Origin of the sequence: Trinickia dinghuensis, assembly GCF_003367175.1 — a bacterium.
GTDB classification, from domain to species: Bacteria; Pseudomonadota; Gammaproteobacteria; order Burkholderiales; family Burkholderiaceae; genus Trinickia; species Trinickia dinghuensis.
The window spans coordinates 647,368-663,128 of the sequence record NZ_QRGA01000001.1; the positions used below are offsets into that span (position 1 = coordinate 647,368).

The 15,761-nt window shown below is 62.4% G+C and carries 12 protein-coding genes; 5 read left to right on the plus strand and 7 right to left on the minus strand.

Annotated features, from left to right (window positions below):
* Nucleotides 1-200: 200 nt before the first annotated feature.
* From DWV00_RS02875 to DWV00_RS02890, 4 genes are all read right to left on the minus strand, one after another.
* Nucleotides 201-2,936: a TonB-dependent receptor gene (locus DWV00_RS02875; RefSeq protein WP_115531985.1), complete on the minus strand. Its 2,736-nt coding sequence runs from the start codon at nt 2,934-2,936 to the stop codon at nt 201-203.
* Between the two features lie 362 nt (nt 2,937-3,298).
* Nucleotides 3,299-3,874 (minus strand): helix-turn-helix domain-containing protein, encoded by a 576-nt coding sequence (locus DWV00_RS02880; RefSeq protein ID WP_115531986.1) that lies wholly within the window; start codon nt 3,872-3,874, stop codon nt 3,299-3,301.
* A gap of 586 nt (nt 3,875-4,460) precedes the next feature.
* Nucleotides 4,461-5,144, minus strand: coding sequence for an LrgB family protein (locus DWV00_RS02885; protein ID WP_181885330.1), 684 nt, complete (start codon nt 5,142-5,144; stop codon nt 4,461-4,463).
* A gap of 29 nt (nt 5,145-5,173) precedes the next feature.
* Nucleotides 5,174-5,536, minus strand: a complete 363-nt coding sequence (locus DWV00_RS02890; RefSeq protein ID WP_115531988.1) for a CidA/LrgA family protein — start codon at nt 5,534-5,536, stop codon at nt 5,174-5,176.
* Nucleotides 5,537-5,843: 307 nt separating this feature from the next.
* On the opposite strand from DWV00_RS02890, the gene gcvA reads away from it, so the two are divergent.
* A complete protein-coding gene (gene gcvA, locus DWV00_RS02895; protein ID WP_115531989.1) occupies nt 5,844-6,764 on the plus strand; it encodes a transcriptional regulator GcvA in 921 nt (306 codons plus the stop codon).
* Nucleotides 6,765-6,794: 30 nt separating this feature from the next.
* Here gcvA and rarD read toward each other — a convergent pair whose 3' ends face one another.
* Nucleotides 6,795-7,703: an EamA family transporter RarD gene (gene rarD, locus DWV00_RS02900; RefSeq protein ID WP_115531990.1), complete on the minus strand. Its 909-nt coding sequence runs from the start codon at nt 7,701-7,703 to the stop codon at nt 6,795-6,797.
* Between the two features lie 94 nt (nt 7,704-7,797).
* On the minus strand, nt 7,798-8,094 hold the full coding sequence (locus tag DWV00_RS02905; RefSeq protein WP_115531991.1) for an acylphosphatase: 297 nt from the start codon (nt 8,092-8,094) through the stop codon (nt 7,798-7,800).
* A 168-nt stretch (nt 8,095-8,262) separates the two neighbouring features.
* Between DWV00_RS02905 and DWV00_RS02910 the strand changes: the two genes are divergently transcribed.
* From DWV00_RS02910 to DWV00_RS02920, 3 genes are all read left to right on the plus strand, one after another.
* Nucleotides 8,263-11,478 (plus strand): sensor domain-containing protein, encoded by a 3,216-nt coding sequence (locus DWV00_RS02910; protein WP_147297822.1) that lies wholly within the window; start codon nt 8,263-8,265, stop codon nt 11,476-11,478.
* Nucleotides 11,479-11,580: 102 nt separating this feature from the next.
* Nucleotides 11,581-12,597: a hopanoid-associated sugar epimerase gene (gene hpnA, locus DWV00_RS02915; RefSeq protein ID WP_115531993.1), complete on the plus strand. Its 1,017-nt coding sequence runs from the start codon at nt 11,581-11,583 to the stop codon at nt 12,595-12,597.
* 105 nt (nt 12,598-12,702) lie between these two features.
* The gene (locus tag DWV00_RS02920) at nt 12,703-13,215 is read left to right on the plus strand and encodes a hypothetical protein (protein ID WP_115531994.1); all 513 of its coding nucleotides are present in this window, start codon (nt 12,703-12,705) and stop codon (nt 13,213-13,215) included.
* Between the two features lie 9 nt (nt 13,216-13,224).
* Here the strand turns inward: DWV00_RS02920 and DWV00_RS02925 are convergent, their stop codons facing one another.
* Nucleotides 13,225-14,406 carry a glycosyltransferase gene (locus tag DWV00_RS02925; RefSeq protein WP_115531995.1) on the minus strand — a complete coding sequence of 394 codons (1,182 nt, stop codon included), beginning with the start codon at nt 14,404-14,406 and terminating at the stop codon, nt 13,225-13,227.
* Nucleotides 14,407-14,812: 406 nt separating this feature from the next.
* Between DWV00_RS02925 and ispH the strand changes: the two genes are divergently transcribed.
* Nucleotides 14,813-15,757, plus strand: a complete 945-nt coding sequence (gene ispH, locus DWV00_RS02930; RefSeq protein WP_115531996.1) for a 4-hydroxy-3-methylbut-2-enyl diphosphate reductase — start codon at nt 14,813-14,815, stop codon at nt 15,755-15,757.
* Nucleotides 15,758-15,761 lie beyond the last annotated feature (4 nt).

Here is a 15,761-nt window from a genome sequence, read left to right on the forward strand (position 1 = left end):
CGCCTTGTTCCGTGATTGCGGCGCTCGTCGTGCAACGAACCGCGGGGTGAGGCCGATCACAAGGGACTTGCCACTGCTTTAAAACAGGTCCGCCGCTTCGTGCTTCGCGCGTCGCCTTCTGTGATGAAGCGAAGCGTTGCACTAGGCACGAAGACGACGGACCGACTAGCTAGCTCGAGATGCCTTGCTCTTTTTTAGTCTTAGAACTTATACGTCGCGCCGATCTGAGCGAAGCGGCCTACATACGAGTAGATCGACTGGTCGTAGCCGTTCAAATCCAACGTGCCTTGTGCGAACAGCGGGTCGTACGGCGGTACGCGGTTGAAAATGTTGTCGATGCCGCCGAAGATCGTCCAGTGCTTGAAGCCCGTGTACGTGACCATCAAGTTGAACTGGCTGTACGAGCCGACCTTCGAAGGAGCGGGCTGCGGCAACAAGTTTTGCGCGTACGGGCCCGTGAATTGCCAGGTCAGAGCTGCGTCGAACTTGTGGTACGTCCAGTCCAGCGTGGTGTTGCCGCGCCAGCGCGGGAAGCTGCCGCCAAACGGCTGCGTGAGCGTATAGTCGTTGCCCGCGCCGTTGATCGGAGCCTGGCCCGGCGCCCCGAGCTTGAACTGGTTGACGTAGGCCCAGTCGCCCGACAGCGTGAACGTCCCGACTTGCGTCGGCAGTGCCTGGCGGAAGGTACCTTCGAAACCGTTCGTGTCCAGATAGCCGAGGTTCTGATACGGGATCGTCTTGTAGAGAATGTCGCCCGTCGTCGGATCCGTGACGACCTGCGAAGGTGCGCCCTGACCGATGACGTTATCCACGCGAATCTTGTACCAGTCCAAGCCCACGTCGGTCGTGCGCGTCGGCGACAGCTCGAAGCCGATGTTGATGTTGCGCGTATGCTCGGGCGCCAGATTCGGGTTGCCCACCGTGATCGACGTGTAGTTCAGGCCGGTGTTCGGATCGATCTGAATGCCGAGCGTTTTCGAATTGCTGTCCTCGACGAACGTCGGCGCGCGGAAGCCGCGGCTATACGACGTGTACATCGTCAACGCCTTCACCGGCTGGTAGCGCAACGCGAAGCGCGGCGAGAAGGCACCACCGACGTCGCTGTAATGGTCGTAGCGGCCCGACTGGCTGAACGTCAAGTTGTGGATGATCGGAATGTCGAACTGGTAGTACACCGCCGCGACGTTCCGCTGGCCGATCGCAGTCTGCAGGTTCGGGCTGATGACATCGCCATTGAGGAACTCGGAGCCGGGCGTCAGCGCTTCGCTTTGATGCGTGAACTGCGCACCGAAGCCGACACCCACGTCACCCGCCGGCAGATGGAACAGATTCGGCGTCGAAATCGTCGCGTCGACCGTGTCGAGCTTCGACACCGCGAACGTGGTCGCACCTTCGTACAGGCCGTTCGCCCAATTCGGCGTGGCCGACGGGTTCGCGAAGTCGAGCGCGCCGTTCTGATAGATGTTGTTCAGCGCGTTGACGTTGAGCGAATTGTAGTAGTCGTTCGCAACCGTGCTCTGCGAATGGCTAATCGACGTCGACCAATCCCAGTCTCCGCGCGGCAGCGAGAACGATCCCTTGACGCCAGTGGCCGCACGCCAGTAGGTGGCGTTCGTCTTTTCGCCGGTGGCTGCCGGGAACGAGTACGTCAGCGGCGTCGCCACTCCGAACGGGTTGTACGGATTGCTGGCCGGCACAACGGTGTTGAACGGCGACAACTGCTTCGTCTGCGGATTCCAGACGAGCGCCGGGCTTTGCGGGTTGCCGATCGTGTTGCCCCAGATCCCGTCGTTCGTCGTGGATTGGTTGCTGCTCAGCAGGAGGTCCGCGAAGGCCGTGGTGTTGTCATTGATCTTGAAGTCGCCATGGATCTTGGCGTTCAGGCGCTCCATCATCGGCGAGATCGACATGCTTTCGGCCGAATTCATGCCGCACAGCGTGCCCGGCATGCCCTGCGTGATCGAGTTCGTCGCCGCGGGATGCACCGAACCGCCGAACGGGCAAGTGCCCAGCGCTTGCGCGCTGCCGCCGGGCATGTTCCAGTACGAAGGCGCGAGCAGCGAGTAGCCGCCGGGCTTGTTCGTGAAGTCTTCGTTTTGCGTCGAGTCGCGATCGGCCAGTGTGAAGCCGTTCGACTTGTAATAGCTCGCCGCGGCGGTGATGTTGAAGCGGTCGCTGTTCAGATTGCCGAAGCCGCCCAAGATGCCGAACTTCGTCGTGCCATCGCCGCCGCCGCCGTTGACGGCGCTGCCGTAGCTGCCGTCGAGTTCCAAGCCGTGGAAGTTGTGCTTCGTGATGATGTTCACCACGCCGGCGACTGCGTCCGAGCCGTACTGCGACACGGCACCGGTCTTCACGATTTCGATTCGCTCGATGTCGTTCAGCGGAAGCGTGTTCAGGTCGAAGAACGAATCGACGCTATTGGAGAAGAACGCAAACGGCGCGACACGTTGGCCGTCGACGAGCACCAGCGTGTATTTTTCGCTCAGGCCGCGCAGCGCCAAACCCGCCGCGCCTGCCGCGAAGTTGCCCGATTGGCCTTCGCTCCAGCTATTGGCCGAGTTCGCCGCCGTATCGCGCAGGAAGTCGGCAACCGACGTCGCGCCGCTCGACTGGATCTGCTTGGCCGTTACCGTTTGAACCTGATTGAAACCGACTTTGTCGGAACTGCGGATCAGCGAGCCCGTCACTTCGAAGCGCTTGAGCTGCTGCACGTTGCCCTTCTTCTCCGTCGTCGCACCGGTGGCCGGCGTCGCCGCCGCGGCCGTGCCCGATCCCGCGGCCGGCGCAGCCGCCGCGGTCGCACCCGATGCGCTCACCGGCGCAGTAGCCGGCTGACTCTGCGCGAAGGCAACCGACGTGCCCAATGCCGCCGTCAATGCCACCTCAGCCCACACTATTTTGCGTATGGCCGATCCTAAAGCCGTCAGTTTCATTTTTCCCCTTCTCTCGTCGATAACGCCAAGTTGTTTTGCGCGAAGGCCTGGCTCACCTTCGGCGCTTGCGGCACCGCTGTACCGCCCCCTGTTGACTGCCTCGTTCTTGCACTGCACCACCAATGCGCAACCACGACTGCATGTCTTCACCTAAATGAAGCGCCTTGATTTAGTTAGTAGTCCTAAGTCTTAACGTACGCACAGCGCCTGCGAACCGACGATGGGCGTGCAAGCGTGCGATCTCAGCCGCTACGAGGCGGCGAGATGCGCTCGGCTACCGGTTACGCACTACAGTTCGGACAATTTAGGATTCCTAACTGTCATGTGAAGACCAGCACCCGCAAAAAACGAACAGCGGCTAATCAAAACAACTTTGGCGTTCCGACCCAAACCAGCACGGTTTCATCGCCTGCGGTATTGGCCCATCCATGTGGGACCGTCGACTCATAGTGCGCGCTGTCTCCTGCGTGCAGTACGAAGGTCGAACCCTCGAGGCTCAGCGATATCTCACCGCGCAACACATACAAGAATTCCTCTCCCGCATGCGTCGTCACTTCCGACGGCGGCTGACCCGCGGGCAACCGGACGAGAATCGCGTCGAGCTGCCTATCGCCCGACACGTTCGTGAGCCGGGCAAAAAGGTTGGCCGAGTCGGCAAAGCTAAAGAACTGCAATTCGTCCACGCGCCGTACCGATTTTGCTTCTGTCGGCGTATCGACGAAGTACTGCACCGTCACTCCAAGCGCTTTCGCAATACCTGCCAACGACGTAATGGACGGCGTGGCCAGCCCTCGCTCGACTTGCGAAAGGAACGGCTTCGATATGCCGGCAGCCGTTGCCGTTTCGTCTAGTGTGCGTTGGAGCCTTTTGCGAAGCGCTCTAATTTTGCTGCCCAGCACAAGAGCAGCGCTCGTCTTATCTTCAGTGTGCGGAACCATATCAGGACTAAAACCGGCCGTCAAAAATTGTTTGATAGAAGCAAATTACGTTTACCCAAGGTTTACCCGGAGCCGATTCACGCATCAATGCACCGCGACGGTGCCAGCGCCAGCGCGCGACGCGTAACGTACCGCGAGAGGTGCCCCGTACGTCGATGCGGGATTACCCATGGTGCAACCGTCTTGCGATTATTCGAGTGAAGCTAAATGCCTTTTCTATAAAGCGATTTGAATGGAGCCGCGCAGTGAAGAATTGGTTGGAATCGCCGACATTGCAACTCGCGTTGCAACCAGAATCGATCCATTGCAACCTGCGCTCGTGAGGCCAAGAAGGTGCGCGCCATGACGATAGCAGGATGACATGCGCAACCGGAGCACTTCTCTTTAGAGGGATCAATCTAACTTTGTTAACCCAAAGTATTTCACTAAGCTTTCTATTTTATTTCTAATTAGTTTCATTTGTTGACCGACCGTTAGGTCGACGACAAGAATCGACCCGGTTGGTTATTTTGCGATGCAGCAATCGACGCAAAGCGGGCGCCGTTTCGACGGCGCCCAAAAAAGGATGGAGAAATACAGAGAGCAGCTAATGAAAGAACGCGGGAACGAGGACAGCGGAGACGCCTCCCATCAATGCCATCCCTAGCGTTGCGAAAGCAACGGCCTCGGAACCGAATTCGATGGCTCGCGTGATGCCGAAGGTGTGGGATGTCACGCCGAGCGTGAAGCCCTTCACGGCGGGGCTGTCCACACCGATCATCTTCATTAGAAACGGGGTTGCAACGACGCCGACGAGCCCTGTCACGAACACACCGAGGATCGTCAGCGGTATGGAGCCGCCGATCTTGCTCGCTATCGACAAAGCGATGGGCGTCGTCACCGATTTCGTGCAGAGCGAATGCTGCATGGCCGGGCTCAACCCGAACAGATGACCCAGCAGCAGCGCGCTGCCCGTCACCGCGAAGCCGGCGAGCAGGATCGCGACGAGGATGGGCACCAGCGTGGCCCGCGCCTTGTGTATGTTCTCGTAGAGCGGCACGGCTAGCGCGACGACCGCGGGCCCCAGCAAATCGTGAAGCAGGCCGGTCGCATGGAAATACCGACCGTACGGCAACCCGGTAACCAACAGCAGCGCGATCAGCGCAGCCGAGGCCAGCATGACCGGATGCAGCACGGGCCATCTTCCGGCGCGCAGATAGAGCCAGTCGCCGGCCGCGTAGGCAGCGATCGTCAGCGCGAGCCAACCCATCGTATCGTTGAAAATCGTCATGGCGGCTTTAAGGACGTCGAGATTCGTATTCAGGATGCAGCCGGCGCGTTCGCGGCGCGGTAGCGTGCAAGCAGCGCGTTGGCCATCCATCCCGTCGCGAGGCTACCGATCACCAATGCCAGTACGAGCACGACGATCAGCGTCGCCATCCCCGACGGCGCATGCTGTATCAACGTAATGACGCCGACGCAGGTCGGCACTAGCATTACGGCCAGGTACCGCAGCAGCATGTCGGACGATGCCTTGAGCGGTTCATCCACCTTGCCGCGTGCGGTCAACATCGCGAACACCAGGCCGAGCGCGATGATCGACCCCGGCACGGGGAGCGCGAATCGCGCGGACAGGTAGTCGCCGATGAGATCCAAGGCGATATAAAAGGCAAAACCAAACATGGTCGAAAGCTCCGTATCGAAGCACCGCCGACAGCGGTGCCGGTCGAGTACGACTATCCCATCGGCTGGCGGGCAAAAAAAGCGAGTAATCGAGCGCGTCGGATTAGTTTTTCTCACGTCGGCGGCGATCCCAGGCGTCAGGTAACGCGGTGCGGGGCTCGGTCACGGCAAACGCTTCGCGCTTCGATTCGTACTTCGCCGCGTCGACGCGGTTATACCGTGATTCAGTTTGAGCCGGCTGTTCCAGTCGGGCGAAGGGTGCTAATAATCCTCGCGTTCGGATTACCTTTATTGAAGCCGGGACGCGATGAAACACCGATTGCCGCCGTTGAACGCGCTGCGTGCGTTTGAAGCCGCCGCGCGGCACCTGAGCTTCAAGAAGGCGGCGGAAGAACTGTTCGTGACCCCGGCCGCCGTCAGTCACCAGATCCGCAGCATCGAGGAATATCTCGGCGTCGAGCTGTTTTGCCGCTCCAACCGCGCGATCGAATTGAGCGAGCACGGCAAACGCTGCTTCGAGGAAGTGACGCTGGGTTTCGCGCATTTGACGCGCGCGATGACCTGGGTGGACAAAAGCCGGGAACCCGAGCGCCTGGTCATTACCGCGGGCCCTGCATTCACGAGCAAATGGCTCGTGCCGCGCCTATCGAAATTCGCGGAGTTGCATCCCGATATCAAGACACGTGTGTCCGCTTCGTTGTCGCGGTGCGATTTCGCCAAGGAGGGCATCGACGTGGCGATTCGTTTCGGACGCATCGATGCCATCGGCTTGCACATTGAGCGCCTGATCGAGGAATCGGTCGTGCCGATGTGCAGCCCTTCGCTGATCGAAGCCCTCGGCCGGCCGCTCACGGTCGGAGATCTCGAGCACATGCCGTTGATCCACGACGAGTCGCTGCGGATGGTCGATTCGGGCGCGATGGGTTGGCCGGAATGGCTCACGCTCGCGGGCGTGAACGTTGATGCTACCCGTGGGCTATTTTTCAATCACGCGGATCATGCGATCCAAGCCGCTGTGGAGGGTTCGGGAGTCGTGCTCGGGCGACGCGTGTTGGCTGCGCCCGATGTACGCGCCGGGCGCTTGGCCATTCCATTCGGACCGGAAATTCCAACGGGGCTGCACTTTCATTTCGTGTGCACGCAAGACAAAGCGGACACGTCAACCGTGAAGACCTTTCGCGATTGGCTCTTCGATGAAGTGCGGGAAGGCGTGAGGTCGTTGGGTTGATGATTCGGGTCGCCGTCGATGCAATCGACATCAACCCACTCGATCCCTTCGTTGCTCGCGCAACAACAACACGCTGTGCACGGCCGTCACGGCCACGGCCATCCAGATCGGCGCGTAGGTACCGATCTGCCGCACCGATAGAGTCTCGCCGAGCAGCGTGACCGAAAAGAGCACGAGCAGCACAGGCTCGACATAGCCGAGAATCCCGAACAAAGCCATCGGCAACAAACGACTAGCAGCAAGATAGCTCGCGAGTGCAACCGTACTCAACGCACCGAGCCCTGGCAACAACAACGCCCACAAAAGCGGCCGCTGCAGCGCTGCCTGAGCACCGGGACTCAGCGCAATGACAGCGACGGCAACGGGCAGCAGCAGCAATATTTCCAACGCGAACGTGGCGAGCGAATCGGCGCCGATCTTCCGGCGCAGAATAAAGTACGGCGGATAGCCGAGCGCGACAACGAGAGTAGGCCACGAAAACGCATGCGTTACCCATAGCTCGTGCGCGACACCGAGCACGGCAAACGCAACAGCCAGCCACTGCAGCGGAACGAGCTGCTCGCGATAATAGAACCGCCCGACGAGCACCATCGACAGCGGTAGCAAAAAATATCCGAGCGAGACCTCGAGCACGCGGCCGTGCAACGGCGCCCACATGAACAGCCAAAGCTGCGCGCCGAGCAACGCACTCGCCAGCAGCAGCATCACCCCTTTGATCGGCTCTCGCAGCGAAGCGATCGCGAGCGCCTCGAACTGCGCGCGACGCCCTCGCATCCAAACAAGCATCAACGCACCCGGCGCCGTCCAGACAATGCGCCAAGCAAAGATGTCCAGCCCGTCGAGCGGATGCAAAATCCGGGTATACACCGATAACAGCGCAAATAATGTCGTAGCCGTGACCGAAAGCGCGATTCCACGCCCCGTTTCATGTTGATTCATTTTGTATACAGCGGCACGCCGGTCGCGCAAAGCACGTCGCCCGCACCGCCGGTAATAAGGCCGATATCGTAATCGGCGCCCCGTGTTTCCACGCTCAATGCTGCTCGAAGCGCACGAAGCGCTTATCGACCTGGCGCTCTTCGCTGAAGAAATCGGTCACGCGCGCCGAAGGCGGCCCACGCCGCATCCATTCGAGCATCCTGTCGATTTGATTCGCCGATCCTTGCAGCATCGCTTCGACCGAGCCGTCGGCGAGATTTGCCACCCACCCCGTGACGCCGAGCGCGTGCGCCTGTCTCACGGTTGCATGCCGAAAACCCACGCCCTGCACGACGCCGCGCACGTGTGCGTAATACGTCTCGACTTTGTTGTCCAAATCCGGACCTTCCATTGCCATTCCCCAGTGCCTTTGCGTCAATCCCCGCATTGTAGTCGTCCGGCTGAAATCGTTTTTTTAGCAGCACCTAACAATTCGGGTCTAAAGAAATCCCGGTTCGCGGTCGTTAAACGCTGTGATTGCGTATGCGCGACAGCTTAATAAGCCAGAGGAGACCTAACAGTGGCGCTACTGGATCGCGCGACACGAGTCGCTCGCAAAGGCTTTTTGAAAGACTGGCTGGACGAGCACAGCACCACTATTCTGACCGTCGCCGTCTGCGCGATCGCGGTCGGCATCGTCGCGTTCGGGGCAAGCCAAATCTTTGCGGCGCGAGAACTCGACGACGCTCAGATGGCACATACATTACAAGTTCGTGACAACGTAGAAGAACTGCAAGACTTGTACGCGCAGGCCGACGCGGACTTCCTGCGTCTCGTCGCCGACCCGAACTCGCGCACGGCGCCCTGGCCCACGGCGCGGATCCAGCGCGCCGAGCAAACGCTCAATGCCCTGGCGCGGGCGTTCAGCAAGTCCGCAGCGAGCGAGCGCAGCATCGAGGAGCTGCGCTCGGCCACGCACGAATGGCAGCGCAGCATCGCCGAAACCGCGCACGGCGAAACGCCCGAGGCATCCTCGGTCGTGCTGCCGCGCGATGCGCTGCTCCTGGTCGAAGACAGCCGTCACCGCGTGGCCGTCGGCTTGCGCACGCTTGCCGCGGCGCAAAACTTGTCGGGCGACCCGCGTGCGGCGAACATCGCCCGCCGCTACGCATCCGAGCGGACCGCGTTCGCGGCGGCGGTCGCGGCGGCGTTCGTTTTCCTCGTCTACGGCTTCCTCGCCAATCATCGTCTCGGGCTCGAGCGCGCCCGCGCACGCATTTCAAGCGAGGAAGGCGAAGCCCGCTTTCGCGAGTACTTTGAAGAGCATCCGCTGCCGATGCTCATCTACGACGTCGAAACGCTGACGATCGCCGCCATCAACGGTGCCGCGGTGCGGCAATACGGATACGAACGTGAGGAGTTGGCCGGAATGTCGATCGCCGCATTGCGGCCGGCCGAAGAGAGCGCCGAGTTCATCGCGCGCTTCATCAAGTACGCGGCGAGGATGGGTTCGGCGAACCCATCCCCGAGTAGCGGCTCCAGCGACATGCGCACGCATGTCCGCAAAGACGGCTCGCGATTTTTCGTCGAACCGTCGTATCACTTCCTGACTTACGCGAATCGCCGCGCATGCTTCGTCGTCGCGATCGATGTCACCGAAAAGGAAAACGCGAAGGAAGCATTGCGGCAATCGAAGCAAATGCTCGAAGCCGTGATCGACAGCGTGCCGCAGCGCATCTTCTGGAAAGACACGGAGTCGCGCTATCTCGGATGCAACCGCGCGTTCGCACAAGATGTCGGCGTCGACGACACCTCGCAAATCGTCGGGCTCACCGACTACGACCTTCCCTGGCGCGCCGCGGCCGCCAACGCGCGCCTGCGCGATAGCGAGGTCATCCAGGCCGGGGAGGCACTCTCGAACTACGAGGAATTCTCGCCGGCGGCAAACGGCGCATGGCGATGGCTGCGCAAGACGAAGGTGCCGCTGCGCAACACGCATGGCGAGGTCATGGGCCTGCTCGCGACCTACGAAGACGTGACCGAGCGCAAGGGCATCGATCTCGCGCTTCGGCTGCGCAGCCGCGCGCTCGACGCGATCGTCAACGCCGTGCTGATCACGCGCGTCACGGAAGACGGCGAGCTGATCGAGTATGCGAACCCCGCGTTCGAGCGCATCACCGGTCATTCCGTCGACGACGTCAAAGGGTTGGATTTCAGCTTCCTGCACGGCGACGATCGAAACCAAGAGGGGGTCGACACGATACGGCGCGCGCTGGCCGACGAGAGCGAAGTCACCACGCTGCTGCGCAGTAACCGGCGCGACGGGGCACTCGTTTGGAACCAGATCTACATCGCGCCCGTTCGCGACGATCACGGCAGCGTCACGCATCACATCAGCGTCGTCAACGATGTCACGGAACTCGTTCAATCGCGCGATTTGCTGACGCGGCAGGCCAATTTCGATTCGCTGACGGCCTTGCCGAACCGGTACCGTCTCAACGAACGCCTCGTTCAAGCGATAAGCGACGCGGAGCGGGACGGCACGCGCGTCGCCGTCGTCTTCATGGACATCGACCACTTCAAGGACGTCAACGACAGCCTCGGGCACGGCGTCGGCGATCGCCTGCTGCGGGAAATCGGCGCGCGGCTGGGCTCGTGCGTCGGCGAGGCCGATACCGTCTCGCGCTATGGCGGCGACGAGTTCGTGATGGTGATCCGTCAGGGCGCTAACGTTGACGCTCACGCTAATGCTAATGCTAGTGCCAATACCAACACTCACAACGATCGGCTCAGCGAAGTGCTCGCGTGCGTATCGCACGCATTCGCGCGTCCCGTATGGATCGACGATACCGAATTTCACGTCGAAACGAGCATCGGCGTGGCCTGCTTCCCGACCGACGGCACCGATCCCGAAACGCTGCTGCGCCGCGCCGACCTCGCGATGTACCGGGCCAAATCGAACGGACGCAATGCGCTGCAGCACTTCATGCCGGAACTGGGCCGGCGTGCCGACGAGCGGCTGGCGCTGTCGCGCCGCATGCGCGCGGCACTCGCCAACGGCGAATTCCGTCTCGAGTATCAACCGCAGGTCGATTTACAGACGAATCGCGTGACCGGCGTCGAAGCGCTGCTGCGATGGACCGATCAGGAACTCGGACCCGTCAGTCCCGGGACGTTCATCCCGATCGCGGAAGAAAACGGCCTCATCGTTCCAATCGGCGAATGGGTCATGCAGCAAGCCTGCTTCCAGGCGCAGGTCTGGCAAGAGACGTTGCCGGGGCTGCGGATGTCGGTCAATCTTTCGCCGCGGCAGTTTGCGAGAGGCGACATTCTGCGCGTCGTGCAGCGGGCACTCACGCGCGCGCGCCTATCGCCGCGCCTGCTCGAGATCGAGATCACGGAAGGCGCGCTGATGACGGTCGGCGCGCTCGACGTGCTGCGTGCCTTGCGCGCGATGGACATCGATCTGGCGATCGACGATTTCGGCACCGGCTATTCGAGCTTGTCCTACATCCGCAATTTCCAAGCGGAGCGGTTGAAACTCGACATGTCGTTCGTATCGGGCATCGGCCGCCATCGCGAAGACGAAGTCATCACGCGCGCGATTCTCTCGCTCGGCCGTGCGCTCGGCTTCGAGGTCGTGGCCGAGGGCGTCGAAACCGAAACGCAACTCGCCTTCCTGCGCCGGCATGGCTGCAGCGTCGTGCAGGGCTATCGCTTTGCACGCGCAATGCCCGCCGCCGATGCACACGCGTTCATCCGCCAATTCAACGAAGGCATGATGGCGTATAGCTGAGGCGGATCAGCGGCCCCGGCTCGGCGGCGATCCACGACGGCGCGCAACGACAACCAGTACAATCTCGCCGCATCACCGCAACGAACGCATCCGCGCCACACCATGACCGAATCATCAGGCGATCTCGTGCTCGTCACGGGCGCATCGGGCTTCGTCGGCTCCGCCGTCGCCCGCGCGGCGCTCGCACGCGGCATGCGCGTGCGCGTGCTTGTGCGCGCAACGAGCCCGCGCAAGAACGTCGAATCGCTCGACGCCGAAATCGTCGTCGGCGATATGCGCGACGAGCAATCGATGCGCGCGGCCCTGCGCGGCGTGCGATACCTCATGCACGTGGCCGCCGACTACCGGCTCTGGGCACCCGATCCGTCCGAAATCGAGCGCGCCAATCTCGAAGGCACCGAAGCGACGATGCGGGCCGCGCTCGCGGAGGGCGTCGAGCGCATCGTCTATACGAGCAGCGTCGCAACCTTGAAGGTCACGAGCGAAGGCCGCGTGGCCGACGAAACTTCGCCGCTCACGGCGCAGCAGGCCATCGGCGTCTACAAGCGCAGCAAGGTGCTGGCCGAGCGCGCCGTCGAGCGGATGATCGAACGCGATCGGCTGCCCGCCGTCATCGTCAACCCGTCGACGCCGATCGGCCCGCGCGACGTGCGCCCGACACCGACGGGCCGCATCATCGTCGAAGCCGCGCTCGGCAAGATTCCGGCCTTCGTCGATACGGGCTTGAATCTCGTCCACGTCGACGATGTCGCCGAGGGCCATTTGCTCGCGCTCGAGCGCGGGCGAATCGGAGAGCGCTACATTCTCGGCGGCGAGAATCTGCCCTTGCAGCGCATGCTCGCCGACATCGCCAAGGAAACGGGCCGCAAGCCGCCGACGATCAGCCTGCCGCGCTGGCCGCTTTACCCATTGGCGGTCGGCGCCGAATGCGTGGCCAAGCTCACGAAGCGCGAGCCCTTCGTGACTGTCGACGGGCTCAAGATGTCGAAGAACAAGATGTATTTCACGTCGGCCAAGGCCGAGCGCGAAATCGGCTATCGCGCACGGCCCTACCTCGACGGACTGCGCGACGCGCTGCAATGGTTCCAAGAAGCCGGATACTTGAAGGGCAAGCACTGATGCGGTCGCGGCGCGTGCATTTTGTTACAACTCGCCGGCGTCGCTCCCGGATGCAAGCGGCGAGCAGCCGGTAGAATCGCGTCTCTTTGCTTGAGATTGACCGGCATGAACCTGGAAGAACAGATCGGCGCGATCGACGCGCAAGTCGATCGGCTCAGCGAACTCGTCCGGCTGACGCAAGCCGCGGCCGAGCAAGCTCAGGCCGAGCGCACCGAAGCGCAAGACGCCGCGCAGGCGGCCGTTGCAGCCGCCGCCGTAGCCCACGAAACGAACGACGAGAAAACGAACGACGAGAAGCCCACGCTGCGTGTGGCGCGTCCTTCGCACAACGAACTGACACTGAGCATCGGCGAGCAAACCGTCACGCTGCACCCCGAGCAAATCGGTCAATTGATCGAGGAGCTGGCGAACGCGCGCGCCTCGATGACCCCGGAGCCGCCAATGGGCATCCCGGCCGGCTGGCGCTTCGCGTCGACGAAAAATCCGGTCGTGGCGATGCAAAAGCAAGCCAACGGCGATCGTCTGTTGATTGCGCGGCATACGGGCCACGGCTGGGTGCCGTTCACGTTCTCGCCCGAAGCCGCCGTCCAGCTTTACATGATGCTCACGCAGCGATAGCGGGCCGCTTCACCCGCCTTGCGCGGGTGCCTGCACGCGCGCCTTCCATTGGCCGCCCTTGCCGCGCCAATATCGAATGGCCGAAGCCAACGTCGCGCCGACGTAAAACAGCGCCACGAGCGGCAGCGCCGGGGCCCACCACGGCGAACGGCCGTAATAGCGGAGCATCGGCGCATAGGCGCAGCACATGGCAGCCCATGCCAGCCACGCCGGCCAACCCAGCGCGCCGAGCACCAGCGCGACGACGGGCGGCGCGAGGTAAATCACCGTCATCCCGACCAGCGTGCCGAGCAGCAGCAGCGGCGAATAGCGCAATTGCGTGAAGGCCGTGCGCGCGATCATGTTCCAGATCTCGCCGGGGCCGTCGTAAGGGCGCAGCGAACGGCTGTTCGCCGCGACGTCGAGCCGAATCGCATGGCCGCCCTGGCCGCGATGCTTGATCAGTGCCGCCAGCGTACAGTCGTCGATCAGCGCCGCGCGAATCGCCTCCATGCCGCCGGCCTCCTCGAGCGCCGCGCGCTTCACCAGCATGCAGCCGCCGGCCGCCGCCGCCGTCTTGTTGCGCGGGTTGTTGACCCGGCTGAACGGATAGAGCTTGGCGAAGAAGAAGACGAACGCCGGAATCAACGCCTTCTCCCAGAGGGAATCGCAACGCAGCCGCACCATCAGCGAGACGAGGTCGCGCCGTTCGGTCGCCGCGCGCGCAACGAGCTGCTCCACGGCATCGGCCGGATGCGCGATGTCAGCATCGGTCAGCAGCAGGTAATCGGCCGGAAGCCCGCGCGAGCCGATGGCGGCGACGCCTTGCGATTGCGCCCACACTTTGCCTGACCACCCGGACGGCAGCGGTTCGGCCTTGAGCACCGTCAAGCGCTCGGGCTTACCCAGTGCCAGCGCCGCTGCGCGCGCGCACTCGGCGGTGCCGTCGGTGCTGTGATCGTCGACGACGATCACATGGAATTCGCCTTTGTACGCTTGTTCGAGCAGGGACGTGACGGCCGCGCCGATCACGTCGGCCTCGTTACGGGCCGGCACGACGGCCACGACCGCGGGCCAGGCCTCGATCGCGGCGATTGCATCGCCGGCGATCGGCGGTGCGCAGCGCGTGCGCCAAAACCCGCCCCGCGCGAACAGCAAGACGCACCAGATGACGAGCGAGAGGACGGACAAGCCAAAGAGGGCGACGGTCATGCGATGAAATGAAATTGAAAGAATAGGTGCGAAATACGATGACTACGGCGGCGACACGCAATGTTTGCGTAATGTCTGCGTAATATCATGGAAACAACAATGTAATAGCGGCGCAGCCCGGATGTAACCTAAACGTGGCCGAACCCGCCGAGTCCGCTAGTTTAGCGGCTTGCCGGGCATGTTGGCTGCCGGCTTGCTGAACATGGGCCGGGCCGGCACGCTGACATTCTTGCAACGCCCGACTGCCCGGCCGGAAGCGTTCGCGGCCTGATAGCGTTAGAATGCGCGTTTGGGTTGGTTTGCCGGCTTTCACGCCCGCGTTCTTAATAATAGTTGGAGTCTGGGCGATCACGCTGCTAAACGGCAGGCGGCTCGATACCCCGATTCGGTCGGAGTTCGCCATACCATGCGAGTCATCCTTGCTCAGCCCCGCGGCTTTTGTGCGGGTGTCGTCCGCGCGATCGAGATCGTCGATCGTGCGTTGCAACGGCACGGGGCGCCTGTGTACGTGCGCCATGAAATCGTGCACAACCGGCACGTCGTCGAAAATCTGCGCAGCAAGGGCGCGCGTTTCGTCGAGGAACTCGATGAGGTTCCGCACGGCGCGGTTGCCATTTTCAGCGCCCACGGCGTGGCGCAAAGCGTGGAACGCGATGCGCAGGAGCGTGGGCTCGACGTCCTTGACGCCACGTGCCCGCTCGTCACGAAGGTACACGTGCAAGGCCGCCAATACGTCGCGGCCGGCCGCACCCTGATTTTGATCGGCCACGCCGGGCACCCCGAAGTCGAGGGCACGATCGGGCAAATTCCGGGCAAGGTGCTGCTCGTTCAAAGCGAGGCCGAGGTCGCCAAGCTCGATTTGCCTGACGATACGCCGCTCGCCTACGTCACGCAAACCACGCTGTCGGTCGACGATACGCGCGGCATCATCGAAGCGCTGATGCGGCGTTTCAGCAACATCGTCGGGCCGGACACGCGCGACATTTGCTACGCGACGCAAAACCGGCAAGCCGCTGTCCGCGAGTTGAGCGCGCAAGTCGATGTGCTGCTCGTCGTCGGCGCGACGAACAGCTCGAACTCGAATCGCCTGCGCGAAATCGGTGCCGAAACGGGCGTGCCGAGCTATCTCGTCGCGGACGGCTCCGAGCTCAAGCCCGAATGGTTCGCCCATGCGCAAGCGGTCGGTATCACGGCCGGTGCGTCGGCACCCGAGGAAATGGTAGAGCACGTCATTGACGCGCTGCGCGCGCTGGGCCACGTCGAAGTCTCGACGATGGACGGCCGCGAAGAAAAAGTCGAATTCAAGCTGCCGGCGAAGCTCCTCGAGCCCGTCGCGGCACGTCAAGTTTAAGGAG

Excerpts from the sequence above, each read along its gene's own strand:
- DWV00_RS02875 (WP_115531985.1), bottom strand. The coding sequence starts at position 2,936 with ATGAAACTGACGGCTTTAGGATCGGCCATACGCAAAATAGTGTGGGCT.
- DWV00_RS02880 (WP_115531986.1), bottom strand. The coding sequence starts at position 3,874 with ATGGTTCCGCACACTGAAGATAAGACGAGCGCTGCTCTTGTGCTGGGC.
- DWV00_RS02885 (WP_181885330.1), bottom strand. The coding sequence starts at position 5,144 with ATGACGATTTTCAACGATACGATGGGTTGGCTCGCGCTGACGATCGCT.
- DWV00_RS02890 (WP_115531988.1), bottom strand. The coding sequence starts at position 5,536 with ATGTTTGGTTTTGCCTTTTATATCGCCTTGGATCTCATCGGCGACTAC.
- gcvA (WP_115531989.1), top strand. The coding sequence starts at position 5,844 with ATGAAACACCGATTGCCGCCGTTGAACGCGCTGCGTGCGTTTGAAGCC.
- rarD (WP_115531990.1), bottom strand. The coding sequence starts at position 7,703 with ATGAATCAACATGAAACGGGGCGTGGAATCGCGCTTTCGGTCACGGCT.
- DWV00_RS02905 (WP_115531991.1), bottom strand. The coding sequence starts at position 8,094 with ATGGAAGGTCCGGATTTGGACAACAAAGTCGAGACGTATTACGCACAC.
- hpnA (WP_115531993.1), top strand. The coding sequence starts at position 11,581 with ATGACCGAATCATCAGGCGATCTCGTGCTCGTCACGGGCGCATCGGGC.
- DWV00_RS02920 (WP_115531994.1), top strand. The coding sequence starts at position 12,703 with ATGAACCTGGAAGAACAGATCGGCGCGATCGACGCGCAAGTCGATCGG.
- DWV00_RS02925 (WP_115531995.1), bottom strand. The coding sequence starts at position 14,406 with ATGACCGTCGCCCTCTTTGGCTTGTCCGTCCTCTCGCTCGTCATCTGG.
- ispH (WP_115531996.1), top strand. The coding sequence starts at position 14,813 with ATGCGAGTCATCCTTGCTCAGCCCCGCGGCTTTTGTGCGGGTGTCGTC.